Genomic DNA, 24101 nt, shown 5'->3' on the forward strand with positions numbered 1-24101 from the left:
ATTCAGTAGTGCTGTTCTACGTCCATAGTGAGTGATGGAGAGGTCATCAATCTCAGAGCGTTTGCCTGGTCAGATCTGGGTAGTAGCTGCCTGTTTCAATGAAGAGGCTGTGATCTGCCAGTTCATCGAACGAGTGCTGGCCTTGCCGGAAGTTAGCCATTTGTTGCTGGTGGATGATGGCTCACGTGACGGCACGGTGGCTCAGATCCGCTCATGGCAGCAGCGATTTGTTGGTTCTAAGGCTTCTGCTCCAGTCACTTTGTTGGAGCTCACAAGGAACTTTGGTAAAGAATCGGCAATGCTGGCCGGCTTGGATTATGCCCAGGGCCACTGCGATGCTGTGGTGCTGATTGATTCAGATCTTCAGCATCCGCCAGAGCTGATTACGCAGATGGCTCAGGCTTGGCGTGATGGTGCTGAGGTTGTCACTGCAGTCCGTGACGATCGTGATCAGGAATCAAGGTTGAAAGTAACAACTTCCTCCTGGTTCTACAGGGTTTTCAACCGGGTAGTGGATTCCATTCAACTGATTGATGGGGCAGGAGATTTTCGTTTGCTTAGTGCACCAGTTGTGCAAGCCCTCACTCAAATGCGTGAATTCAGCCGTTTCTCCAAAGGTTTACTTCCTTGGACCGGATATCGCAGTGTCGAGCTTAGTTACAGCAGGGTGAAACGAATGGGAGGTCGTAGCTCCTGGAGCCCCCTGAAGCTATGGAGCTATGCCCTTGATGGCATCTTTTCCTTTTCAGTGATTCCCCTAAAGATTTGGAGTTTTTTGGGCCTTGTAGTTTCCTTGATGAGTTTGCTTTACGCCGCAGTTATCGTTTTGATCACGATCTTTAATGGAGTTGATCTTCCTGGCTATGCCTCACTGATTGTGGCGGTTCTGTTTTTGGGGGGCATTCAATTGATTGGTATCGGTGTACTTGGCGAGTACATCGGTCGGATCTATGTGGATACCAAAGCCAGGCCACACTATTTCATTAGGGCCATTCACGGCTCACTTTGAGTGGAGGCACTGGCTTGTACTTGTTTGACTGCTTGCCACTCCAGTTGACGCCATGAGGATGAGAAAAATGTACGAGATAAAGGGAAATCTGTTAGGCCCTTATTAATCTCTTCTGGCTTTAGCGGTGCAGCTGGATGCGATAGCAGCAAAGGTTGTGTTTGCGGTGGTGAGAATGAAACAGAGGTGAGTTCTTGCCAAGCGGCTTTGAGCGGAGCATCCACCATTCGCCCTGTGAAAAGCACGCCGGCAAATCGGGCGTTGGTCGCGACTAACGCTTTGCGCAGTCGTGGTAAAGCCATGCGAGTGAGGTTCTGTAGCACAAGCCACTTCAACCAGCCACCATTCGTTAGAGCTGTTAGCCAGTAGCGTGATGACAGCCCAGTGGGCAAGGGCTCAGCAGTTGTGCGTAACCAGCTGATGCCTTGCTCAGGGGCTAGTTCGAGGATCACATCGAGCACGATTGGCACCAGATGCACATGTTGATGGCCATCAATGGCGATGATGGTGAGTCCAGTGAGTTCTCGGAATCGCTGGATTTGAGAATTCAGTTCACAGCGAAGTTGCCTTTCAAGTCGTCGTCGTCTTGGCGCATTTTTAGGTAGGCATGATGCCAGCATTAACGTCCCAAAAGAGCATTTGAGCCGCCCTGCATCATCAATGAGTTCAGACACTTGTTGAGGGGGCGCTACTGCTCGACCTTCGCTTAGGCAGAGGTGCAAGCAAAGTTTAAGGCTGGGGTAACTTCTACTTTGTTTAATAGCGGACTCAACGGCATTGCCGTTGACCAGCAGGCTGGCGCTGTCCAACTGCCTGGCCGCAGCAAGTTCAAGGATGGCGGTGTTGGTCGCGTTGGTGAGACCTAGGTCATCGGCATGCAGTTGAGGCTTCGTCTTGTGAGATCGTCGCTGCCGGCGCATGCTGAATCGGGCTGCCCTTGACCAGATCAAAGCATTGAGCAATGTCGGTGTAAAAACCAGCATCACTGTGGTGATGGGTAGTGAAGCCCAAGGGCTGAGCGCCAATGGCAACAGTGCGCTCACGCTGACATTGACACTGAACTGCAGAAGCAACCAGCGACGTGCGAAGCGCTGTCCAGTTGTTTCTGAACGGAAGGTGTACAGGGCATGGCCTAGATAGCTGACCAATGAGGCGGCCAAGAAGCCACTGAGGTTGCTCAGCCAGAACGGTATGAGCTTTGCCATGAGCACCAGCAGCGTTGCGTGTATGGCTGCAGCTGCTAGTCCGACTAGTCCATAACGCCCTACCCGTGCAGCCAATGGCTGCAAACTCATGACAGCACAGTCTCAAGGACTGCATTCATCGCCTTGAGATGATCGAGTAGCAATAGACATGACATGGCAGAGCGATTCCTCATCAGGGACAACATCAAAGTGCAGCAACCGTAATGGCACGGCACTGATTGATCCTGCAAGATTGGTACGCTTCAGGAGACTGGATGCAGTCGCTACAAGATGCATCACTAGGAGTTTGCTCAGGGCCAGATTGAATGGGCATGTCTTGATCCCGTATATCCCAGCCGCTCAATCCAGCTTCACTTGCTGATGGGATGATCCAGAGAATTGCAGTTGGTTTGAGGGTGAGACCCTTGATCTTGCTCTACTAAATACACCTTTGGAGCTTGTGGTTTTAGTGCCGCCTTGTTGATTCAAATCAGTTCAGCGGCGAGGTTGTTCCCTTAACCCTCTGCAATCGATGACTTCATGAAGCACCAGCTCTTTTGAATGTCCTTTCACCTTTAAAAGCTTTGTTTCCCCAATGGCGGTAGCCCTTGCGAGCGCACTGAGAGAAGGCATTAAGGCAGCCCACACGATGGCCGAGAACACTGGTTTCGTGAGCTCTTTGCTCAATGGCGTGGTTGATCTCTCCAGTTATCGCAACCTGGTGGCTGCAATTGGGAAGGCCCTGTTTGTGGATGGCTTACGTGTCGCCAACGAGTCGGTAGCACTGAGGCTGTGGTGGTCTGAGGGGCTTTGCAATCGTCAGATTTGATCAAACTGCGGCATAGTTCTGCATCGGTTAGTCCCCTCGCCCCTGTGCGTCGCGTCTTTTTTCTGGTTCCGGGGACTACTGATCGCTATCGCTGCGGTGGTCTTTCAGTGGCGCTCCATACCGCAAGGTTGGTGAACAGGCTTATGCCTACTGATTTGGTGACCTATCGGAACCGTCAGGACGATTATCTGTTTTTGGATGATCTTTTGCAGCAAGAACCAGCTCCAGGGGAAACACTTTGGGTGGTGAGCTGGGGGTTTGAAGTGCCGAAGTTATTACGGCGTCTAAGGGGGCGGCATGTGATTTATCACGCCCATAGCAGCGGCTATGGATTTGATCTTCCATCAGGGGTTCCTGTCTTCGCTGTGAGCAGGAATACCCTTGGCTACTGGGGTGACCGGGCACCTCGCAATCCTCTTTTTTTGGTGCCTAATGCCTTAGAACCCCATTGGTTGGAGAGAGGTGCTCGGCTTGGAGTAGCTGTGGCTGAAGCTGGAGATCGCTCCATCGATGTCTTGGTGCAGGAGCGAAAGAGTAGCCGTTATGTGTTGGGGCAATTGGTTCCTGCCTTGAGAAAGCTAGGGCTGAAGGTTGTGGTTCAGAGTGGCTGGGTGGAGGATCTGGTCGCTCTGTTCAATGCTTCCAAGGTTTATATCTACGATTCGGCTGAGTATTGGCGGAGTAATGGCCTGAGTGAGGGCTTTGGCTTGCCCCCTCTAGAGGCGATGGCTTGCGGCTGCGTTGTGTTCAGCAGTTTCAACCATGCGCTCGCCGATACCCTTGAGCCGAGTGTGGTGGGCCATCAGATTGGTTGCGGCAGTCTCGCCTGGGATGTGCGACGGATTTGCGAATCTGTGCGAGAGCCAGCGGCTTGGCGTCCAACGCAGGAGCGGCTCAATCAGCTGTTAAGTGAACATACGGAAACAGCTTTGATGTCGCGTTGGAGATCGGCGCTGGCTGCTATTGAGACCATGCCGTCAGATGAAGTGTCCCTCAGGAGGGCTCCAACCTTTGTGTTGCGATTCAATCGAAAGGTTGGCCGAATATTGAGGCTTGTGAGACGGCTGATCTCTCGCCGCTAATTGTGGATTGTGTCTTTCTGATGAGCTGCTGCATCGACTAGGGGACTTGGGGAGGGTCAATCGGTTACCTGGCTGGCCGACCTGTTGCTGATTGTGGAGGTTGGCAACCGGTAACTTGCGCTTTAAGGATGCTTGCGTTTCGTCTGCCTCCGAGAAGAATTGTGCGGCGTGTCCATGTTCTTGCAAAGCCAGACCTGGAAGGAACTAAGACAGCTGCTGCGTCAACTTCCTTCTAAGCGCATCAACCTTCTGATTGTTGTTTTGCTGGCCTCCTTTTTTCAGGGCTTGCTTGACATGCTGCTGGTTGGTCTGCTGGCCAGGTTGGTAGGGGTGATGTCGGGAGCGACGTTGCATGATCGTATTCCGGGCATTCGCTTTTTTGGCGGTGGCATTCTTGATCAAACCGGATGGTTGCTAGGGCTATTAATTGCCTCTTTTTGGTTCACCTCGGCGATCCGATTTGGTGTCTCTTTGATGCAGAGTTTGCTCAGTGCGGAGATTTGGACAGATTTAGTTAATAAGGTCTATGCCAACTTGATGCTGCAGCGTTATGAGTTCTTTACTCACAATCGAACTGCTCATCTTTCGGAGAGATTTAATAGAATACTTAACCGTATTTCGACGACAGTTGTTACACCTCTGATTACAATTGTTGGTAACACGCTTTCAGTTTTAGTACTACTTGTTGGAGTGGTATTTGTACTTGGCTGGGATGCCCTGTTGATTTTCGTTTTGATGTTGGCTGCCTATGTCATTGCTTCAGTAATCATTACCCCATATTTGCGCCTGGCAACGAAGCAGAAGTTGCGTTACTCGCGGCGGATCAATTTATATTTGATGGAGTCTCTGAGGTCCATGAGAGATGTGCAAATTTATTCTGCTGATGAATTCTTTGTTCGAAGATTCTCTCGAGATGGAGTTGTCGCGAAGCGTTATGACCGTCTGTCCAAGCTTTTGCCTGATGTGCCACGGTTCATCATTGAGCCTGCAGGTATCACCATCCTGTTTTTGGTTGGTCTGGCTCCGGCATTGCTGGCTGGTGATACAGAGAAAATTCGTGAAGCTGTGCCGATGTTGGCAGCAGTCTTGGTCACTTTGTTGCGCATCTCGTCTCCCCTGCAATCGATGTTTCGCAGCATTAACAAGCTCAGAGGCGGCCTGCCTGAAATTAAGGATGCTTTGCAGTTGTTGAGCATGACCCCTGATCGACTTGTGTTGTCGTCCCCCGGGGTGCCCACTCCCGAGGGAGTTATGCCACGCAGATTTATTGAACTGGAGGGCGTGGGTTTTACTTATGGCGGCACTGAGAAAGAGGTGCTTCGAGATGTGAACCTGACGATTCCCGTAGGTTCAAGGATTGCTTTGGTTGGCCGAACAGGCAGCGGTAAGAGCACATTGGCTCATCTGTTGCTGGGGTTATTTCTTCCCACGCGAGGTGAACTCTCGCTAGACGGTGTTCCGCTCAATGAAGAGGAGGTGCCAGCATGGCAGGCCAATTGCGCACTTGTACCCCAGGATATTCGCCTTCTTGATGCAAGTATTCGCGAAAATATTGCCTTCGGTCAAGATCTTGAATCCATCAATGATGATGATGTTTGGGTCGCTTTGGAGGCTGCTCAGTTTGACGACTATGTGAGTCAGATGCCTTATGGATTATTTACCATGGTTGGTGAGAATGGTGTGAAACTTTCTGGCGGTCAGCGGCAAAGACTTTCTCTGGCTCGAGCTTTCTTCCGCAAGGCAAAAATACTTGTGTTGGATGAGGCGACAAGTGCTCTCGATAACAAAACTGAGCATGATGTAATGCAGGCTCTTGATATTGTTGGACGCCGCTGTACCACAATTGTGATTGCGCATCGTTTGTCGACGGTCAAGAAGTGCGATCAAATTTATGAAATGGCAAACGGCAAAATTATTGCCAATGGCACGTTTGAAGAACTGCAGAGAGAGTCGGCCAGTTTCCGAGAAATGACGTTAATCGAAGGTGAATAGTTCTCATGGCCGATTTTATTGTTCTTTCCACCGCAGACTGGGATCATCCGCTGTGGACCAATAAGCAGCACACGGCTCTTGCGCTGGCTGAGGCTGGCCACCGTGTGTTGTATGTGGAATCACTTGGGATTCGTGCACCTCGGGTAGGAATTACGGACCGAGCCCGAATCATTCGGCGTCTTCGCCGAATGATTCGGTTGCCCTATAGGCGTCACAAAAACCTCTGGGTCTGGTCGCCCCCAGTCATCCCTGGTGGGCATTCAGGTTTGAAATTGGCTTTGAATCGTTTTCTGCTGCGAATTGGATTGTTTGTTGCGACTCGATCGTTGAAATTCCGATTCCAGATTTTATGGACTTATAACCCTCTCACAACTCTCTATCTCGATCTCAGCCGTTTTGCAGCTTCTGTTTACCACTGTGTCGATCGCATTCAAGAGCAGCCAGGTATGCCTTCTCAGCTGATCGAAGTTAATGAGCGGCAGTTGTCGCGTCAGGTTGATGTGCTGTTCACCACCTCGCCTGAATTGCAGGCCACTCATCTTCGCTGGAATCAAGCTGCTCGAATGTTTGGCAATGTCGCCGATTATCGTCATTTCAATCATGCGCTTCAGCCTTTAACTTGCCCACAATCTTTAAGACCAAGTCCTCGCCCTCGACTCGTATTTATGGGGGCGATTGATGCCTACAAGTTAGATCTCAGGCTCTTGAATTATCTGATCAGTCGTAATCCTGGCTGGGATTTTGTGCTGATTGGTCCGGTTGGCGAATGTGATCCGTCTACGGATGTGGCTGCTCTGGAGAGTTGCCCAAATGTTCAGTTGGTTGGTCCACAGCCCTATGAAGCATTACCGGCCTGGTTAGCCCACGTGGATGTGGCCCTTCTGCCTTTGCAGCTCAACGGCTACACCCGCAACATGTTCCCGATGAAATTCTTCGAGTATTTGTCTGCAGGGTTGCCTGTGGTGGCCACAGCGATTCCCGCTTTGATTGCTCATGCCGACGTGGCTTGCCTTTGCGAGCCTCAAGTCGAGATCTTTGAACAGGCGATTCGAGCAGTCTTGGCTGGTCAAGGTCCCAATCTGGATCAACGCCTTGCCAGAGCACGGACTCAGACATATCAAACTCGAACGGAGGCGATGCTCGAGATCCTTCAACAGCAAGGGCTGCTCGCGCGCTTTGGGTCTCACTCGCGAGTCCAGGTGACCGGTTCATGAGCAGCAGCGAGGTGTCGATGCGGCGCGTGGTGCTCTACATCGATAGTTTCAAACTCGGTGGTGCTGAGCGCATCACCCTTACTTGGTCGTCATGGTTGCGGGATGCGGGTTGGTCGCCAGTTCTGCTGACGAGAAAACCACTTACTTGGGATTTCTATCCCTTGCCTGATGGTGTTGAACGTTTGGTGGAAACCTCCGACAGCAGGTGGGTTCGATGGCTTGGTGTTGTCGGATTCCCTGTGCGGGTTTGGCGCTTGCGACGCTGGCTCAAGCGTGAGCAGATCAGTCTGGCCATTGGCGTCACCTCGATCCCTGCTATCAAATTGCTTTTGGCTTCTCGGGGGCTGGGGATCCCCACGGTGGTGTCGGAGAGAAATTTCCCGCCATTGAAACGCATTGGTTTGGTCTGGCGCCTGTTACGTCGATGGGTATATCCCTGGGCTGCACTGCACCTGGTGCAGACACAGGTCGTGGCCGATTGGCAAGCTGCTCACCTCGGTGTGCGTGATCAGTTGTTGTTGCCAAATCCGGTGCAGTGGCCCCTCGATGTGTTTGATCCGCAGCTGGATCCTTGCTGTTGGCTTGCAGATGCTGGTGTGAGCGGTGACGCTCCTGTGCTTCTTGGTGTTGGAACGAAGGCCCATCAAAAGGGTTTCGATCGCCTCATCGATTGGTTTTTGGCGCTTGCCGACCGTCATCAGGATTTGCAGCTCGTGCTCGTTGGTTTGGATCAGCGGCCCTACCGAGGCCGGGACCAACAAACCGAGCTCTTGGCGCGGGTGCACGATCGCCCTGACTTGGTGGATCGGATTCATTTGCCTGGTCGAGTCGGCAACATGGCGGATTGGTATGACAGAGCGACTCTGTTTGTGTTGGCCTCTCGTTATGAGGGGTTCCCGAATGTGTTGCTGGAGGCCATGGCAGCAGGCTGTTGCTGTGTTGCAGCGGATTGTCCCCAGGGGCCTTCGGAATTGATCACGTCTGACCATGACGGGATCTTGATACCGGCAGAGAGGCCTGATGCTTTCTGGGTTGATCAACTTGACGCCATGCTGATCGACTCTGATCTGCGCCAACGCTTGGGGCGAGAAGCTCAGGCCGTGCGTCAGCGCTTCGCATCGGAATTGCTTCGGAAGCGATGCCTCGAACGCTTGGAGCAACTCTTCCCTTCCGTGTGACGACGTCATGACTGATTATCGCCAGCGCTTATTGGTGTTTGCGCCAACCCGCCGGGTTGCCTCGGAAACGTTTGTTCGTGCGAATCTGGCCGGCTTGCCGTTTGAGGTCAGCGCTTACTTCGGCGATGAATTTCCCTTGGATCAGCCAGGCAGGTTTGCTTATGGCTTGGGAGTGCTGCTCAGCAAAATCTGCACTCGTTTGGGTTGGCTTCGTTTGGCCGAGCTTCCTGCAGCGTTCGTGGCGTGGGTCTTGATCCGCAGGCATCGACCCGATGTGGTGTTGGCCGAGTTTGGCTTCCATGCGGTACGGGTGATGCAGGCGGCTGCCCGTGCCGATGTGCCTTTTGTGGTTCATTTCCGGGGCTCGGATCTTTCTGCAAATCGGCGCCTTGGTGTCTTGCGTTCTCGCTATCGGCGGCTCGTCAGCATTGCCTCTGGTGTGGTGTGCAAATCGAGGCCGATGGCCACCACGTTGGAGCAGCTGGGAGCGTCACCGTCGACGATTTTGATCAGCCCCTCGGGTGCCAATCCAGCCTTGTTCTCAGTTGGCGATCCGGCCCTCGCAGCGCCGGTGTTCCTTGCTGTGGGGCGATTTGTTGCCAAGAAAGGCCCTCTCCAAACAATTCGTGCTTTTGCGGGCCAACCCCAAGGTGAGTTGTGGATGGTGGGTGACGGACCGTTGCTTGCGGAAGCTCGTCGTTTGGTGCAGGCGTTGCAGGTGCAGGATCGGGTTCGCTTCCTGGGCGTTAAAACACAATCGGAGGTGGCTGCATTGATGCGTCAGGCGAGGGTGTTCGTGCAGCACTCCCAGATTGCTCCCGATGGCGATAGTGAAGGCAATCCTGTTTCGGTGATGGAGGCTCAGCTCTCTGGTCTACCGGTGGTGGCGACACTCCATGCGGGGATTCCTGATGTGGTGCTGGATGGCAGCACTGGGCTGCTGGTGGAGGAAAGCGATGTGGACGGGATGGCTGAAGCGATGACAAGGCTGATGGCCGATCCCAATCTCGCCGCTCAGTTCGGGCTGGCTGGCCGGGAGCGGGTGTTGGCTGCATTCACGCTCGAGCATCATTTGCAGGATCTGACACGATTTCTGCAGCAGCAGATTCGCTCCACCACCCACTTTTGATCTGTGTGGATACCCCGAAACGCAAGTTGTTATTGATTCGCGGTCAGAGATTGAGCGGCATCATCACCCTGGTCTTGGCACCTGGGGTGGCTGCCTTGAATGCTCAATGGGTGACTTCCAGTCAGCAGTAGGCAGCAATCAACTGAGAGCTGATCTTGAGCTTGTTTAACTAGCTCACCGAGAGAGTTGGGAGTGCTTTCACAACCTCATCGATCGCTTTGACCTGTTGGAGAAAAGGTTCAAGCAGCGCCAGTGGCAACGCACTTGGACCATCGCAGCGCGCCTTGTCGGGATCGGGGTGCGATTCTAGGAAAAGTCCGGCCAGGCCTACTGCCATGCCAGAACGTGCCAGATCGACCACCTGGCTGCGGCGGCCACCGGAGGCAGCTCCACTTGGGTCGCGACACTGGAGCGCGTGGGTCACATCAAAAATCAGGGGTAGGTCATTGCAGCAGCGCTTCATTACTCCGAAGGCGAGCATGTCAACCACAAGATTGTCGTAGCCGAAGTTGCTTCCCCGCTCGCAGATAAGCAGATTCTCGTTGCCGCATTCGCGGAACTTTTCCACCACGTTTGACATTTGCGATGGGCTGAGAAACTGCGGCTTTTTGATGTTGATGACTGCGCCAGTTTTGGCCATTGCTTCAATGAGATCGGTTTGTCTCGCGAGGAAGGCGGGCAACTGGATGATGTCGCAGACTTCTGCCGCTGGGGTTGCTTCTTCCGGGCTGTGCACATCGGTAATCACGGGGATCCCGTGGGTGTCTTTCACCCCTTGAAGTATCTCGAGCCCTTCCCTGAGGCCAGGTCCTCGGTAGGAGTAAATGGAGGAGCGGTTGGCCTTGTCGAAGGAAGCCTTAAACACCAGGGGAATTCCGAGCTTGGTGCAAACCGTTTTGTAATGGCCAGCAACCTCAAGGGCAAATTCCCGCGACTCGAGCACATTGATACCTCCAATCAGCACGAACGGTGCATCGTTGGCAAAACGAATGGTGCCGAGGGCGATGCTGCGGGCAGCCATGGCTTAAAGCTTTGATGCTCAGGAGCCTAGGGCTCTTGCAGTAGCAGCCTTAATCTCAATCCATCACGTGATGCAGGCGGATGTTGACGGCTCCAATCCCGATTTTCATCGGCTATGACCCGAGGGATAGGGCTGCAACAACTGTGCTGATTGACAGCCTCTATCAGCACAGTTCGGCTCCCCTCGCGATCACGCCGCTGGTGACGCCTCAAATGGAAGCTCAAGGGCCTCTACCGATGCGAGCGCGACCCGAAGCAGAGCACAGCCTTCTCCTGCACCCGGCTTCTCGTTCTCCGCTTGATGGGCTATCAGGGCTGGGCGCTGTTTATGGATTGCGTCATGTTGTGCCGTGCCGACATCAAGGCACTTTGGGATCAGCGGGATGACCGCTATGGCGCAATGTGTGTGCAGCATGAACATTTCGGGGGAGACCGTGAAGTTCTTCTGGGAGGTGCAGAGCGCTTATCCGAAAAAGAACTGGAGTTCGTTGATGCTGCTGAACTGTGGTCGTTGCAACAAACTCACTGTGGATTACTTGAATACGGCCACAGGCTTAGAGCTGCATCGCTTTCATTGGCTGGAGGGCGACCATGAGATAGGAGCCATCGAGGGTGGTTGGAATCACCTTGTGGATGTGGATGTGGATGTGGATGTGGATGTGGAGGTTCCGCCGGCTCCCATGCTGCTGTTGTTCTGGCCCCTTGCTGGCCTGGGCCAGCAGTGCAAAATGAGACCCTTGCCGAGATCTGTTCGACAAGCGTCTTAGCCAGCGTGCCGATGCCTGCGAATGACATCACGACCTGGAGGGAACAGTGGCTTATGCCACTGAAGCGCCTCAATCGATTCCGACTTTGGCTTTGGGAAACACCACTCGTCTATGAAATTCGCGGACGTTGCTTTCAGATCAAAGAGCGTCTTTGTGGCTACCCAGAGTTACACCGAGCGTTTCGAGAACGAACTGGGTATGAGCTGAATCTGCCTCATCCATGCACCTTTCACCACAAGATCACAGTTCTCAAGATTAGGCGATCTCCAAGGATTTTTGTTCGGGCTGTTGATAAGATTTTTGCCAAAGAATTGGCGCTGGAGTGGGCTCATCAGCATGGGTTCCGTCTCGATGTTGCGCGCACTTTGGCCGTGACGAAAGATGTTTCAGAGATCCGTTGGCATGAACTTCCTCAACGCTTTCTGATTAAGGCCACCCATCGATCGGGCGCGAATCTCTTTGTCGATCAGAGTCAAGCCTTCGATCTTGACGCGTTGCGCCTGCAATCAAGGGCATGGCTTCAATACCCCTATGGTGTCTACAAGCATGAATGGGCGTACTGGCCAGTTCCGCGGCGTCTTCTGATTGAGGAACTGATTGAACCTGCGGATGGGGAGGAGCTGGTTGATTATAAGTTTCACATGAGTCGTGGGCACTGTTTGATGATTCAGGTCAATCAGGGATTGCGCTCTGGTGAACGAACGATCGCAATACTTCATCCTTCATGGCAGCTTCAGCCTGTGCAATGGGTTTATCCTCAGCCTGAGGTCATACCTCAGCGACCTGACACTTTTTATGAGATGCTGGAGATGGCTTCAGCTTTCTCTCGCGACTTTCCTTATTTGCGTGTGGATCTTTACAGTGTGAAGCAGGTGATGTCTGGAGTGATGGTGTCTCGTGTGATGTTTGGAGAATTCACCTTTTTCCCTGGAAGTGGAAGTGAGTCTGTTGATCCCTTTGCTTTCGATCTAGCCATCGGCAAGGAGATCAAGCTGTAATCATTCATGTTCATGGCCTCAAAAGGCGTACTCAGCGCTTGAGATATGAAGCACGCTTTTGGGCCTGTCGCCTGAGCTCAGGCTGGTTGTGTCCTCGATCTGGTTTTTATCGACTGTTTGAAGCCAGTCTCAAGTTGCATTTTTATCGGCGAGCAGCAGTCGTGGCCCATCTAGCTGCCCGTCGTAGCCCTGGGGATGCTGATGTGCAATCCATGCAGTGCACGCTGGCCTTCCGAGCGGGACAACTCGATCAGGCATTTTCTTTGTTGGTTCCTCGCTTGCAAGATGGCGATTATCGCGCCGTTGAGCGTCTGCTATTTCGAACGGGATCGCGTCCGCAAGATGCCCAGGATCGGCTTTTGGCTTTGGAGGGTTTGTCCACACTGCACGACTTGTTGCCGAGCCATCGTTGCTATTCGCTGATTGCTCAGAGCTATTTGGTGATCAAGCTGAGTGATACAGCGAAAGCATCATCATTACTTCTGTCTATTCATCCTCTTGTCAACCAGCTCGCTGCTGATGACGCTGTGTATGGATGCACGGCATCGAATCGGCGCAATCAGGCCAAACTTTTGATTTCCCTGTGTACCTGCTTTTATCATCTTGCTGTGTTAGTGGGAAATGATCAGGCTCTCGCCTGGGTCTGGTCTGAGGTGATGGAGGTGGCTTCTAAGTTGCGCTATCCGCAGCTCAATGCCGATGCTTGTCTGCGCATGTCAAGCAATCTGTCGCGTTGTTTGGCAATTGGCGCCTTAATCCCTGTTTCCAATGTTCCTGATGCCATGGAACGGACGCAAACGGAGCTCCGTGTCGTTGAGGAGGCTGTGCGTCGTGATTGTCTTAGCCAGTCCGGGGATAGCTTCTCTAAAACTCAGGAAAATCACCTCGGTTTAATGGTGAACTTGCAACAGTCTTTGCAGCAACTGCGTAGTACGGATGTTGTCACGCGTGACATGGGCATTCGGCGCACATCCCAGTTGCTGAATCATTCTTCTTTTAAGGAATTGAATGCACTCTTGGCAAAGCGTCTTCAGCAGTGCCACGCATCAATGAACTGATGACGGCGGCCTTGCCTGCTGGTAGCGATCTTGTGATCGTCTTGCCCCATCTGGGGCCAGGTGGAGCCCAGAAAGTGGCGTTGATGGCAGCGGAGCATTTTCTGGTGCAAGGACGCCAGGTGACGCTTGTCACTCTGTTGCCTGATAAACCCTTGACGCATGCTGTTCCGGAGGGCTTGCGTTGGGTCGATCTTGGGCCTGCAGTTGCAGAAACCAGCAGCAATCGCGCTCCCATAGCGCGCATCTGGCGGTTCTCATGCACCTGGGGTCGTCGATCTCTGGCTTGGATCAGCCTCGTGATCGGATGGAAAGTGCTGAAGAGGTTGGTTCCAGGCCAGGCGCCGTTGCTCGTGCAGTGGTTGGTGTCCAGCGCCTCGGGCGTTCAGGCGACATTGTTGAGAGATCTCCTGTACGCGGGAAAGCCTGCCCGCGTGCTGTCTTTGCTCACTCGCACTAACTTGCTCTGCTGCCAGGCTATGTGGGCATTGCCCGGTCATCTTGTGGTATCGGAACGCAATGATCCGCGTCTGCAGAAGCAGTCGCTCCCATGGCTCAGGCTTCGGTCTTGGTTGTGGCAGAGAGCGGATGTCATTACAGCCAATACGATTGGGGTGCTTGAGGGGCTTCAGCACTGCCATCCATCGATGGCTGATGACATGCGCTTGTTGCCGAATCCTTTGGTTGTGGATTCTCATACGGGCAATCATTCGGATGGGCCAGCGTTGGGCCCTTGTTTTTTGGCAGTTTGCCGCCTGGTGCCTCAGAAAGGCATTGATCTTTTGATTCAGGCCTATGCCCAACTGCCAGAACCACTTCGAGAGATGTGGCCATTGCTGATTGCTGGAGATGGTCCAGAGCGCGCCTCGCTTGAGACACTGGCTTCTTCGCTACTGCCAAGAGGTCAAGTGCGATTCATGGGGTTTCAGCGAAATCCTCAAGTTCTGTATCACCGAGATGCAGTCTTCGTGCTGTCTTCTCGTTTTGAGGGGATGCCCAACTCACTTCTTGAAGCGATGGGAAGTGGTCTTGCGGTGATCGTCAGCGATGCATCACCTGGTCCTTTGGAGGTGGTGGTACATGGCAAAAGCGGTTGGGTTGTTCCTACCGAGAAAGTGACTTTATTGGCAGAGGCCATGCAAGCCATGGCGGAGAATCCAGAGTTGCGCCGTCGGTTAGGTGACGCGGCTGCTGAGTTTATGGACGCCTATTCATGGGATGCTCTCGATCCTATCTGGAGTGACATACTGTGTTTGGAAAAGCCAGGTTAGTAACGTTGCTGAATGCTTCGAATCTGCGCTTTAGCTGCTTTAGTTTTTTTGCATTGAGTCAATTAAGAAAAGCCCCGAAGTTTTCCCATTTTGCTTTTGTTTGAAGTGATATTGCATTGCCATTTTTTGGATTTGAAGTTGTTTTTATTGCCCCTTGGCGCAACAAAGTTTGCGAATGGGTTTTAACGCACCAAGTTTTTTCAAGTATTGAAGGCAATTAAAACGCCTTCGTTTCATTGTGAAATTGCGATGCAAGGCTTTGTTGACTAGTATTTTTTGGTCTAGTTAGCAATGCTTTCTTTTCTGGTTTGAGCATATGAGGATGTAGCGTACTGTCAATCATCAAAGCATTATTTTTGCTTTTCAGGAGACAAGTAATGGTTGTTGTCGCCTTTCGAGTCGAATTGCTCAGTTTTGTTGGCTTTGGCTTTTTGGCTATGTCTGGATCGTTGCATGCTGGGATATAAGTGGGGAAATTATAACGAAGAAAGTCTGTCGATTCTATTTGCTGTAGGTATTGCATGCAAAAATACAAAAGATCAAGGTACGAGTAAATTTTTTATGAATAAGATGTTGATGCTAAGTGCACTTTTTAAAGCCAATCTATGATTGGACATGAAGTAAGTGATTTAAATCAACCTTTTAGCGCTTTGTATAAATTCTGCCGTTCTTGAGATTTTCTGCGTATTCGTAAATGGGCACAAAGCCGTCAATATTAATGCCAAATTCTTTTATCCGGTGGCGACCAGTATCAAGGTCTAAGAAAAAATCACCTATTTGTGGTTCATAGAAGCCACCCTTGCCAACTCCGTCAACGATTAAATATTCTTTTGTATCTTCGTTGAGGTAAATAAGTCGATCATATTTCAATTGTTTTAAGTGACTGAATCGCCGGAACCATGATTTGGAGAAAATAACGTTCACTGGTTGGCCTGTTTCGCGTGCTGCGCGCAAGATTTCATCAGATTTTTTGTATGTGGCTGCCCATGAGCGCTGTGTCATGGTCATATCTTTGATGCGGTGATAAAAAGTGTTTGGAAACATATGCTCACCGTATATAATTGCAACACTTAAAAATGTTCCTGCAAAACCTGTTTTGTTAGGACCAATGCTTTTCTCTAACCATGGCTTGATGCAGGATTGCCATGCAATGAGGATGTCGATGACAGCAACAAAATGCATTGGCAGTGCCATATAGTTGCTGGAGCGGTATCCAACAAAGTAATAAAGAGCGAATACATATGCAAGTGCTCCAAAATTTGCGCCGTCGACTGGATTTGGAGTCTCCTTTTTCTTGAGAATTTGAAAAGACCTAATCGCTGTATAGATGGAAAGAATGAAGAGGCGTAAATCTGGCTCAAAACGTAAAAATTTCAGTTCGGCGTCGTAGCGATCTCCGCCTACATATAAGCTAGGCAGGTAGCTTAAGTATGCAAAGCATATTATAAAGAATAGAGCCAGGCTCATAATTGCTAGTTCTGCTTTGTACGCTGAAATCCAACCTTTAAATGAAGTTTCGCTGGGCTTAGGCATGTTTGTGACTAGGCCTATGTTGCCCAGCGCAAGCGTTACTGCTGCAGGTGAAAGAAATAAAAGTATTGCGGTGTCTTTGAAGAAAATTCCAATTAAGGCGCAGGCGATCGCGGCATTTCGTGATAGAGCTTGCTTTGTAAATTTATAATTTATGTATGCATAAAGGTGGCCAGCAAATAAAAGAGTCACAATGCGCTCGCTGTAAATAAATTGAAAATAACTGTAGGCACTTGGGGCTATGAATATAAATAAAATTGCAAACATCGCGATTGCTTCGCGCCCTTGTTTATGCTTCGCGGTGAGGCCAGCAATTTTGGCACCAAGCATTACTGTGGCGATCATTTGTGCCACATTAAAAATCATCCAGATCTTTGGATATGGTGTTAACCAACTGAGGATTTGTAGGTCTTGGAAGGCCAAGGGGTAAAATCGAAAATCGTTTCGAGACATGGTTTCTCGAAATAGATTCATTCGTAACGAGAAATTATCAAGCAGGTAGCCTGCCTGGATATCGTCAAACCATCCGATGATTTCTTTGTAAAACCAGCTTGCTTCGCTCACCATGAAAATGGCGCAAGCGGTGAAAATCACCGTGGCAAATGGGTGCTGAGATACTGCTTTCCATGCTCTGTGCCGCTTGAGTGGTTTGCCTCGCGACGAATGCGGATCTCTGGATGCTTTCTGACGTGTTTGATTCAGCAGCCAGGCCAGTATTGCTGCCAGAGCCAATAAGAAAAAACCATGACTGGCTATGTTGTAAGTCAAGGTTATGGCTAGCCCTTCCTCTGATCGTGGATTGGGCCAGAGGTCGCGATTTGCTTCGACCCATTGGTGAGCGACAAATGCAAGGGTCAGCAGGGCAGCAAAAAAGCTTGCCATCCAGACAATTAATGGATGTTTTGACTTTGACATTTCTATTTAACAGTTGTTTCGGAATCGGTTCGGACCAGGCTCATTGAAAGTGCAAGGCCGGTCAGTGCGGCTCCTACAAAGCTTCCTAGATAAGCGGGTGTTGTCAAATTGCAGAGTAAGACTGTCAACAGGCTTCCTATCCCTGCCTCGGACCAGGAGCAGTGCAGTCGGCATGGGTGTGTGATTGACTTCATGTCCTCCGTTCGTTGACTCAAAAGACTGCGGATCAATAGAGTTAGTAATAGCCCTATGGCAAGCACTCCCAATAGACCATGTTGTCCGATTAATTGGATTAGGCCGCTGTCTGCAGATTGATTGTTGCAGGCATTAACCATGTTTTCCAGGTTGTATCCAATGCCATGGACGATCTTTCCATTCCCTGCAAAAATAGAATTTTGAAGCCAGCATTGCCAGAAGCTCAGTCTGAGTTTTTCGCTGCCCATTCCTGCTCCTATATCAGGCTGAATTGCAGTGGCCCAAATAGCGGCGGCGATCAACCCAGTCGTGGCTAAAGTAATCCATGTTTGTATGCGTCGAGCTGAGCGATTTGGAATGTAATCCTTGATGCAAATGGCGAATGCTGCCATGGCTGCGATTAGGGGCACTCCAGCTGCCATGCGTGAGCCTGTCTGTAGGCAAAGTGCATAACCGCTGATGCACCCAAGGGTATGAATTACCTTTGCGATTGGCTGATGATCTCTCCTTAAACCGTAAAAACAGAGAATTGTGGTGAGTGCAATAACTGATGCCAATGCATTCACTCTTCCAAATCCTAGTTCGAAAATTTGATTATTGACTGCGGTAAGCCAATTGTCGCTACTTCCAGCGGGGTATCCCGAAGAAGCAATCCAGATCAATTTTGTATTGATAAATAAGGCCGAGCAGCTGATCCAGCGCAGAAGGCGTGTCCAGTCGTCAATGAGATAAGTCGCTCCGACACTAAGAGCGGCGACGATCAAGATGTAAAAGGAAGCACCTGGATGGTCGTCAAGCCGGATGATTGTTCTTGCCTGAAAAAAAACAAGGCTCGAGATCACAATCTGAGAGAGGTTCTGTTGTCGCCAATTCCGTTGATTCCGATCATGAAATATTTGTATGCAGCATCGAAGGCCGATCCAGGCGGTCAGCAGGCCCAGCGTCCATGCGTGGTGACTTCGTTCAAGTCCGAGAAAAAGACTGGCGGCGAAAAGAGCATCAAGCGGCCTTGTTTTATGTGCGAACCGGATCAGGCGGTTGCGGTGCATTCCTTCCCTGTTTTGGTAATACCGAATTTAAGGTGAGCCCAAATCGGATGTTTGATGAGTTTCCTGGCTGGCCTCAATGACGCTCAGCGAAGGGCGGTGGATCATCACGAGGGCCCGTTGTTGTTGGTGGCCGGTGCGGGCAGCGGCAAAACGCGAGCTCTGACCCATCGCATCGCCCATCTCATCGGCGAACACGGAGCCGATCCGTCTCAGATCCTTGCGGTGACTTTCACCAACAAGGCGGCCCGGGAGATGAAGGAGCGTCTTGAGCTGTTGCTGGCTCAGCGTCTGGCGCAGAGTCAGTTTGGGCAGCCCTGGAGCACCCTGCCGCCTGTGGAGCAGCGTCAGCTGCGCACCCGCATCTACCGCGAGGTGACCAAGGAGCTGTGGATCGGCACCTTCCATGCCCTGTTCGCGCGAATGTTGCGTTACGACATAGACAAGTTCAAAGACAAGGAGGGACTCACCTGGACGAAGCAGTTCTCGATTTACGACGAGGCCGATGCCCAGAGTTTGGTTAAGGAGATTGTGACTCAGGAGCTACAGCTCGATCCCAAGCGCTTTGAGCCTAAGAAGGTGCGCTGGGCGATTAGTAACGCCAAAAATCAAGGCTGGTTTCCTGATCAATTGGCAGCACAGGTCGATGGTCAGCGAGGCAAGCTCACGGTTGAGACGTATCGGCGTTATCGCAAGGCATTAGCGGCGAACAACGCTCTTGATTTTGACGACCTGCTGTTGTTGCCCGTCCAGTTACTTCAGCAGAACGAGCAGATACGACGTTATTGGCACAATCGTTTTCGACATGTGTTGGTTGATGAATACCAAGACACCAATCGCACTCAGTACGAGTTGATCAAGTTGTTGGTTACCGATGGTCGTGAACCTGAAACCTTTGAGGATTGGCAGGGCCGTTCAGTTTTTGTGGTCGGCGATGCAGATCAAAGCATCTACAGCTTCCGTGCGGCTGACTTCACGATCTTAATGGGCTTTCAGGACGACTTTGGCGACAAAGCATCAGACGATGCCACTCGCACCATGGTGAAGTTGGAGGAGAATTATCGCTCTACCTCAACAATTCTGGAGGCAGCTAATTCCTTGATCGCTAACAATACAGAGCGGATTGACAAGGTATTGCGGGCTACCCGTGGTGAGGGGGAGTTGATCACCCTTACTCGCTGTGACGATGAGATCGCAGAAGCTGAAGCTGTAGTGCATCGAATGCGCATGCTGGAAGCTGCTCATCCAGAATTTCGCTGGGGAGATGTGGCAGTGTTGTACCGCACCAATGCCCAGTCAAGGGCGATTGAGGAGTCGTTGGTGCGTTGGCGTATTCCTTACATTGTCGTGGGCGGATTACGTTTTTATGACAGGCGTGAAATCAAGGATGTTTTGGCCTATTTACGCTTATTGGTCAACCCCGCCGATACGGTGAGCCTGCTCAGAGTCATCAATGTGCCCAAGCGAGGCATTGGCAAGACCACCTTGCAGAGACTTGCTGATGCTGCCAATCAACTTGGGATTCCTTTGTGGGATGTGGTGAGTGATGCCGAAGCAGTGCGCTCACTAGGAGGCAGATCGGCGAAGGGGTTGTTGCAGTTCTGTGAATTGATCAATGACTTGCAACGCTCGATTCAAGATCAGATTCCTTCGGAGATGATTCAGCAGGTGATGGAGAAGAGTGGCTATATCAGTGAGCTGATCGCTGAAGCTACCGATGAGGCAGAGGAGAGGCGACGCAATTTGCAAGAACTTGTGAATGCTGCTTTGCAATACCAGGAAGAAAATGAAGAGGGCAATCTTGAGGGCTTTTTAGCCTCCGCTGCGTTGGCCAGCGATGCTGATAGCAAGGATACGGCTGCTGATCGGGTGACGTTAATGACCTTGCATAGCAGTAAGGGACTGGAGTTTTCCTTGGTCTTTCTGGTTGGTATGGAGCAGGGGCTTTTCCCTAGCTATCGCTCCCTTGATGATCAATCCTCTTTGGAGGAAGAACGACGCCTTTGCTATGTGGGGATGACGCGTGCCAAAGAACGTTTGTTTTTGTCTCATGCCAGTGAGCGAAGACTTTGGGGTGGTATGCGACAGCCTGCTGTTCCCTCACTATTTCTTGCTGAGTTGCCCGAGGATTTGGTGCAGGGTGATCTCCCTCAAATTGGTGGTGTGGCATTACGGCGTGAGCGACGGCTTGACCGTTTGACGCGGGTTGATCGCGCTGACAATCAAAGGATCAAAGCCGGTGGTGTGAGCGGAGCCCCTAGCAATGCAGTGCGGCGGCGGCAGGCTGGGCCTGCTCCAGGCAAGGCATGGGTCGTGGGCGACCGGGTCGTGCATTCCAGTTTTGGCGAAGGGGAGATTACCCATACCTTCGGCAGTGGCGAAAAAGTGTCGATTGCTGTCAAGTTTGCTGGTATGGGGCCAAAGATTCTTGATCCACGTTTGGCTCCGATTGAGCCTTTGGAGTAGGCCTGAGGTCATGGCATGTAAAAAACTGCTCCTGATCCGTGGCCTGGGCCATAGCGGCACCACCATTCTCGATTTGGCGTTGGGGAGCCACCCACGCATGATCGGACTGGAAGAGGCTCTACGCATTTTGCGGACTCCTTCACCAGGTGAGGAGCAACGTGGTCCTGCTCGTCTTAGGGCTGAATTGCGCCATCAGCGTTTGTGTACTTGTGGCAGAACCGCGTCGAGCTGTCCGGTTTTGGGGCCTTTGCTCGAATGGTTACCTGCACACGACCATTTTCCCCTTGTTGAAAAGTTGCAGCAGCTGCTTGCTGAAGTTGACCATCATGTCAAGCAGCAGGGGGATGCAATTGAGTGGATGGTGGAGTCCTATCAGGACGACATGGTGTTGCCGTTTGTTGATGATCCGGCCCTTGAAATTCGTATCCTTTATCTCACCCGAGATGTACGTAGCTGGGTCCATTCCCGCTCCCGGGATGGTCGTCACAAGAAGCATTGGCTGCCTGGCCTGAAGCCGCTGCTGCGCTGGTGTCGGGTGCATGCTCGTCAGGTCCGATTGCTGCAGGCCAGCGGTCGCCAGGTGTTTCGGCTCGGTTACGAGCAGTTCGCGCTTGACCCTGAGACGAGTCTTCGGCGGCTCTGTGCCTGGCTGGAAATCCCTTTCGATGAGCAAATGCTCCAGCCCGCTCAACATTCCACGAGTCACATCCTTGCGGGCAACCGGATGCGTTTTGATGCCAATCGTGGGGTATCGATCCGTTACGACGGTGCTTGGATGGGTCACTCGTCGAGCTTGGTTCAGGTGGCCTTGCTGTTGCCATGGGTGAGGCAATTAAATCAGAGACTTGTGTATTTAAAAGCTCATTAGTTGAATAATTAGAGTGGATTGATGTGAAGATTTGAGTAAAATCAGCTGTTGGTTTTGTGTTAATGATGGCGATAAATTCTTCCGTTCTTGAGTTCAGGTTTAAATGGGTAGATTTGTCTGTATGGGCCCAAGTCGACATTGTACTTCTCGATTTTTTACCTGTGTCGATATCGAGGAAAAATCCCCTGACCTTGGAGAGTAGTTTTTGCCTTGGTTGATGTCTGGAATGATCGTATGAGTGCGATTGTCGAAGCCGAATAGGACAATATGGTCATGAGGTATTGGTGTCAGGTAGTGAGAGTGCTTGAACCAGGACTTTGAGAAAATGATATTAATCGGCTCCCCTTTTTTTCTTGTTTTCAGAGCGATGCGTTTCATTGCATCGTAAGTGCCATGCCAGGAGCGTTGCCATTCTCGAATGGAAGATATGACTTTTAGATGCGCTTCCTTCTGCTCGCTGTTTGGGCTTCATTGTTTTTGTCATTATGCTCAAGTCATAGCCCTACGACGTTGAATTTTGTTGCGCCTGATTCGGCTTGGGTTTCTGCACCATTGAGTTGGTGAGATGAGAAAGGTCTACGCTCATTTTCATGAGCGAAATATTTCAGTCATGACCACGCCGATACCGATTTATATCGGTTACGACCCGCGTGAAAGAGCTGCGACCAATGTTTTGATCGATAGTCTTTACCAGCACAGCTCGATGCCGCTGGCAATAACCCCTTTGGTCACTCCTCAGCTGGAAGGCCAGGGCTTGTTCCGGCGGGAGCGCGATCCGAAGCAAAGCACGGCATTTTCCTTCACGAGGTTTCTTGTGCCGAAGCTCATGGGTTATCAAGGCTGGGCGATTTTTATGGACTGCGACATGCTCTGCCGTGGTGATATCACGGAGCTATGGGCCCAGCGCGATGAACAGATGGCCGTGATGTGCGTTAAGCATGAGCATGAGCCAGGAGAAACGAAGAAATTCTTGGGTGAGGTTCAGAGCCCCTACCCGAAAAAGAACTGGAGCTCGCTAATGATGCTGAATTGCAGTCGTTGCACCGCTCTAACCGTCGATTATGTGAGTACGGCCACGGGGCTTGATTTGCATCGTTTTCACTGGCTTGCTGGTGATCATGAGATTGGAGCCATTGAGGGTGGGCTTTGGAACCACTTGGTTGCTGTTCAGGAGGATCCTGAGCTTTCAGTTGGGCAGTCACGACCCCAGTTACTGCATTGGACTTTGGGTGGACCATGGTTCCGCGAACAGCGCACGATGGGTGGTGCCTTAGCGGCTGAATGGTTTAGTGCTCGTGATGATGCGATGAAGCTTTGGGATTAATGCCGATGGGAGTTCAACGCAGTGTCGTGGCCGTGCCTGCAAGGCTTGAATCATCGCGATTACCCAATAAGGTTCTGGCAGATATCGGCGGGATGCCAATGCTGCAGCGTGTTCTTGAGCGCTGTAGTCAGGCTCTTGGGCCAACGGCGGTTGTCCTTTGCACGGATAGTGATCGATTGAAAGAGATGGCGGAAGACTGGGGTTTCCCGGTGTTGATGACTTCGGCTTCATGCAGTTCAGGTAGCGAAAGAATTGCTTCGGTTGCCGATCATTTGGTTGCCATGGCCTGGGATGAGCAAGCTGAAGGTTGGGATCAGCAGCAGCAGCAACAGCGTTTGGCTATGACTGCAGTGATCAATGTGCAAGGGGATCAGCCGTTCTTGGACCCTGCGGTGGTGACGACAATGGCGATGGAGTTCGAGCAGAGAGAGATTGTTCCAGCTGTGATAACTCCTGTTTACCGACTCAAGCCCGAGACTATCCATAACCCCAATGTGGTTAAGACCTTATTGGCTATTGACGGCCGAGCGCTTTATTTTTCTCGCTCGGCGATTCCGCATGTGCGCGATGTGGATCCTTTGGATTGGCATCGCCATGCCACCTACTGGGGGCATGTGGGGATGTATGGCTTTCGAGGAGATGTGTTGGCCTGCTGGTCAGGTATGCCGCCTTCGCCTTTGGAAGCTCTTGAACGTCTAGAGCAATTGCGATTGATTGAAGCTGGTCATACGATTTCCACCTTTGCAGTTGAGGGGACATCCCTTTCGGTGGATACGGTTGAGCAGTTGGAAGAAGCTAGGAAATGTGCCTTGAAATCTTGATCGTGAAGCCAAGGTGAATGACATTTATTGGTTTCTGCACCAAGTTGCAGATGTTAACAATATTGATTCAATATTGACATTCGGCCATTGATTTTTGACTGCGTGGTAGCTAGGCGATTGCCACAGTCCTAGTTGCTCTAAAATATCTTCTGGTATGAGAGTATCTGTAGCACTTACATTGATGTTTTGTTCCCAGCGTGGCTCTTGGTAG

18 protein-coding genes and 2 pseudogenes are annotated in these 24101 nt (G+C 51.4%); 16 read left to right on the forward strand and 4 right to left on the reverse strand.

The annotated features are described in order from the left end of the window. Nucleotides 1–34: 34 nt before the first annotated feature. Nucleotides 35–1009, forward strand: a complete 975-nt coding sequence (locus tag PMIT1303_RS11740; RefSeq protein WP_063398832.1) for a glycosyltransferase family 2 protein — start codon at nt 35–37, stop codon at nt 1007–1009. Here PMIT1303_RS11740 and PMIT1303_RS11745 read toward each other — a convergent pair. Beyond that, complete coding sequence (locus PMIT1303_RS11745; protein ID WP_063398833.1) at nt 994–2301, reverse strand: ChbG/HpnK family deacetylase; 1308 nt, start codon at nt 2299–2301, stop codon at nt 994–996. The genes PMIT1303_RS11740 and PMIT1303_RS11745 overlap by 16 nt on opposite strands. 484 nt (nt 2302–2785) lie before the next feature. On the opposite strand from PMIT1303_RS11745, the pseudogene PMIT1303_RS14135 reads away from it, so the two are divergent. The 7 genes and pseudogenes from PMIT1303_RS14135 to PMIT1303_RS14275 all read left to right on the forward strand — a co-directional run. Further along, a pseudogene (locus tag PMIT1303_RS14135) lies at nt 2786–2917 on the forward strand (biliverdin-producing heme oxygenase); the annotation flags it as partial. Nucleotides 2918–3063: 146 nt separating this feature from the next. Continuing rightward, nucleotides 3064–4101: a glycosyltransferase gene (locus tag PMIT1303_RS11755; RefSeq protein WP_063398992.1), complete on the forward strand. Its 1038-nt coding sequence runs from the start codon at nt 3064–3066 to the stop codon at nt 4099–4101. 174 nt (nt 4102–4275) lie between these two features. Beyond that, nucleotides 4276–6093 carry an ABC transporter ATP-binding protein gene (locus PMIT1303_RS11760; RefSeq protein ID WP_063398835.1) on the forward strand — a complete coding sequence of 606 codons (1818 nt, stop codon included), beginning with the start codon at nt 4276–4278 and terminating at the stop codon, nt 6091–6093. A gap of 5 nt (nt 6094–6098) precedes the next feature. After that, nucleotides 6099–7307 carry a glycosyltransferase family 1 protein gene (locus tag PMIT1303_RS11765; RefSeq protein ID WP_063398836.1) on the forward strand — a complete coding sequence of 403 codons (1209 nt, stop codon included), beginning with the start codon at nt 6099–6101 and terminating at the stop codon, nt 7305–7307. Next, the gene (locus PMIT1303_RS11770; protein ID WP_063398837.1) at nt 7304–8485 is read left to right on the forward strand and encodes a glycosyltransferase; all 1182 of its coding nucleotides are present in this window, start codon (nt 7304–7306) and stop codon (nt 8483–8485) included. Before PMIT1303_RS11765 ends, PMIT1303_RS11770 begins: the two co-directional genes overlap by 4 nt. A gap of 7 nt (nt 8486–8492) precedes the next feature. After that, nucleotides 8493–9614 (forward strand): glycosyltransferase, encoded by a 1122-nt coding sequence (locus PMIT1303_RS11775; protein WP_063398838.1) that lies wholly within the window; start codon nt 8493–8495, stop codon nt 9612–9614. A 5-nt stretch (nt 9615–9619) separates the two neighbouring features. Then, the gene (locus PMIT1303_RS14275) at nt 9620–9745 is read left to right on the forward strand and encodes a hypothetical protein (RefSeq protein ID WP_255359785.1); all 126 of its coding nucleotides are present in this window, start codon (nt 9620–9622) and stop codon (nt 9743–9745) included. Between the two features lie 38 nt (nt 9746–9783). Here PMIT1303_RS14275 and kdsA read toward each other — a convergent pair whose 3' ends face one another. Beyond that, the gene (gene kdsA, locus PMIT1303_RS11780; protein WP_063398839.1) at nt 9784–10635 is read right to left on the reverse strand and encodes a 3-deoxy-8-phosphooctulonate synthase; all 852 of its coding nucleotides are present in this window, start codon (nt 10633–10635) and stop codon (nt 9784–9786) included. Nucleotides 10636–10715: 80 nt separating this feature from the next. Here kdsA and PMIT1303_RS11785 point away from each other — a divergent pair. From PMIT1303_RS11785 to PMIT1303_RS11800, 4 genes and pseudogenes are all read left to right on the forward strand, one after another. Continuing rightward, nucleotides 10716–11344, forward strand: a pseudogene (locus PMIT1303_RS11785) (hypothetical protein); the annotation flags it as partial. Between the two features lie 11 nt (nt 11345–11355). Further along, on the forward strand, nt 11356–12399 hold the full coding sequence (locus PMIT1303_RS11790; protein ID WP_156487021.1) for an ATP-grasp fold amidoligase family protein: 1044 nt from the start codon (nt 11356–11358) through the stop codon (nt 12397–12399). A gap of 86 nt (nt 12400–12485) precedes the next feature. Beyond that, a complete protein-coding gene (locus PMIT1303_RS11795; protein ID WP_156487022.1) occupies nt 12486–13457 on the forward strand; it encodes a hypothetical protein in 972 nt (323 codons plus the stop codon). After that, on the forward strand, nt 13457–14725 hold the full coding sequence (locus PMIT1303_RS11800) for a glycosyltransferase family 4 protein (RefSeq protein WP_063398842.1): 1269 nt from the start codon (nt 13457–13459) through the stop codon (nt 14723–14725). The genes PMIT1303_RS11795 and PMIT1303_RS11800 overlap by 1 nt, the downstream gene beginning before the upstream one ends. A 642-nt stretch (nt 14726–15367) precedes the next feature. Here the strand turns inward: PMIT1303_RS11800 and PMIT1303_RS11805 are convergent. Both PMIT1303_RS11805 and PMIT1303_RS11810 read right to left on the reverse strand, forming a co-directional pair. Then, nucleotides 15368–17137, reverse strand: a complete 1770-nt coding sequence (locus PMIT1303_RS11805) for a hypothetical protein (RefSeq protein ID WP_063398843.1) — start codon at nt 17135–17137, stop codon at nt 15368–15370. Nucleotides 17138–17172: 35 nt separating this feature from the next. Continuing rightward, nucleotides 17173–18414: a hypothetical protein gene (locus PMIT1303_RS11810; protein ID WP_063398844.1), complete on the reverse strand. Its 1242-nt coding sequence runs from the start codon at nt 18412–18414 to the stop codon at nt 17173–17175. Between the two features lie 54 nt (nt 18415–18468). Between PMIT1303_RS11810 and PMIT1303_RS11815 the strand changes: the two genes are divergently transcribed. The 4 genes from PMIT1303_RS11815 (at nt 18469) to kdsB (ending at nt 23890) form a co-directional block, all read left to right on the forward strand. After that, nucleotides 18469–20877 (forward strand): UvrD-helicase domain-containing protein, encoded by a 2409-nt coding sequence (locus PMIT1303_RS11815; RefSeq protein WP_063398845.1) that lies wholly within the window; start codon nt 18469–18471, stop codon nt 20875–20877. Nucleotides 20878–20887: 10 nt separating this feature from the next. Continuing rightward, the gene (locus tag PMIT1303_RS11820) at nt 20888–21745 is read left to right on the forward strand and encodes a sulfotransferase (protein WP_063398846.1); all 858 of its coding nucleotides are present in this window, start codon (nt 20888–20890) and stop codon (nt 21743–21745) included. 610 nt (nt 21746–22355) lie between these two features. Beyond that, nucleotides 22356–23069 (forward strand): glycosyltransferase, encoded by a 714-nt coding sequence (locus PMIT1303_RS11825; RefSeq protein WP_063398847.1) that lies wholly within the window; start codon nt 22356–22358, stop codon nt 23067–23069. A 5-nt stretch (nt 23070–23074) separates the two neighbouring features. Continuing rightward, nucleotides 23075–23890 (forward strand): 3-deoxy-manno-octulosonate cytidylyltransferase, encoded by an 816-nt coding sequence (gene kdsB, locus PMIT1303_RS11830; protein ID WP_063398993.1) that lies wholly within the window; start codon nt 23075–23077, stop codon nt 23888–23890. Nucleotides 23891–24101 lie beyond the last annotated feature (211 nt).

Origin of the sequence: Prochlorococcus sp. MIT 1303, assembly GCF_001631965.1 — a bacterium.
Taxonomy (GTDB): Bacteria; Cyanobacteriota; Cyanobacteriia; order PCC-6307; family Cyanobiaceae; genus Prochlorococcus; species Prochlorococcus marinus_D.

Excerpts from the sequence above, each read along its gene's own strand:
- PMIT1303_RS11825 (WP_063398847.1), top strand. The coding sequence starts at position 22,356 with ATGACCACGCCGATACCGATTTATATCGGTTACGACCCGCGTGAAAGA.
- PMIT1303_RS11820 (WP_063398846.1), top strand. The coding sequence starts at position 20,888 with ATGGCATGTAAAAAACTGCTCCTGATCCGTGGCCTGGGCCATAGCGGC.
- kdsA (WP_063398839.1), bottom strand. The coding sequence starts at position 10,635 with ATGGCTGCCCGCAGCATCGCCCTCGGCACCATTCGTTTTGCCAACGAT.
- PMIT1303_RS11770 (WP_063398837.1), top strand. The coding sequence starts at position 7,304 with ATGAGCAGCAGCGAGGTGTCGATGCGGCGCGTGGTGCTCTACATCGAT.
- PMIT1303_RS11740 (WP_063398832.1), top strand. The coding sequence starts at position 35 with ATGGAGAGGTCATCAATCTCAGAGCGTTTGCCTGGTCAGATCTGGGTA.
- PMIT1303_RS11800 (WP_063398842.1), top strand. The coding sequence starts at position 13,457 with ATGACGGCGGCCTTGCCTGCTGGTAGCGATCTTGTGATCGTCTTGCCC.
- PMIT1303_RS11760 (WP_063398835.1), top strand. The coding sequence starts at position 4,276 with ATGTTCTTGCAAAGCCAGACCTGGAAGGAACTAAGACAGCTGCTGCGT.
- PMIT1303_RS11745 (WP_063398833.1), bottom strand. The coding sequence starts at position 2,301 with ATGAGTTTGCAGCCATTGGCTGCACGGGTAGGGCGTTATGGACTAGTC.
- PMIT1303_RS11775 (WP_063398838.1), top strand. The coding sequence starts at position 8,493 with ATGACTGATTATCGCCAGCGCTTATTGGTGTTTGCGCCAACCCGCCGG.
- PMIT1303_RS11805 (WP_063398843.1), bottom strand. The coding sequence starts at position 17,137 with ATGGCAAGCTTTTTTGCTGCCCTGCTGACCCTTGCATTTGTCGCTCAC.
- PMIT1303_RS11765 (WP_063398836.1), top strand. The coding sequence starts at position 6,099 with ATGGCCGATTTTATTGTTCTTTCCACCGCAGACTGGGATCATCCGCTG.
- kdsB (WP_063398993.1), top strand. The coding sequence starts at position 23,075 with ATGGGAGTTCAACGCAGTGTCGTGGCCGTGCCTGCAAGGCTTGAATCA.
- PMIT1303_RS11810 (WP_063398844.1), bottom strand. The coding sequence starts at position 18,414 with ATGCACCGCAACCGCCTGATCCGGTTCGCACATAAAACAAGGCCGCTT.
- PMIT1303_RS11815 (WP_063398845.1), top strand. The coding sequence starts at position 18,469 with ATGAGTTTCCTGGCTGGCCTCAATGACGCTCAGCGAAGGGCGGTGGAT.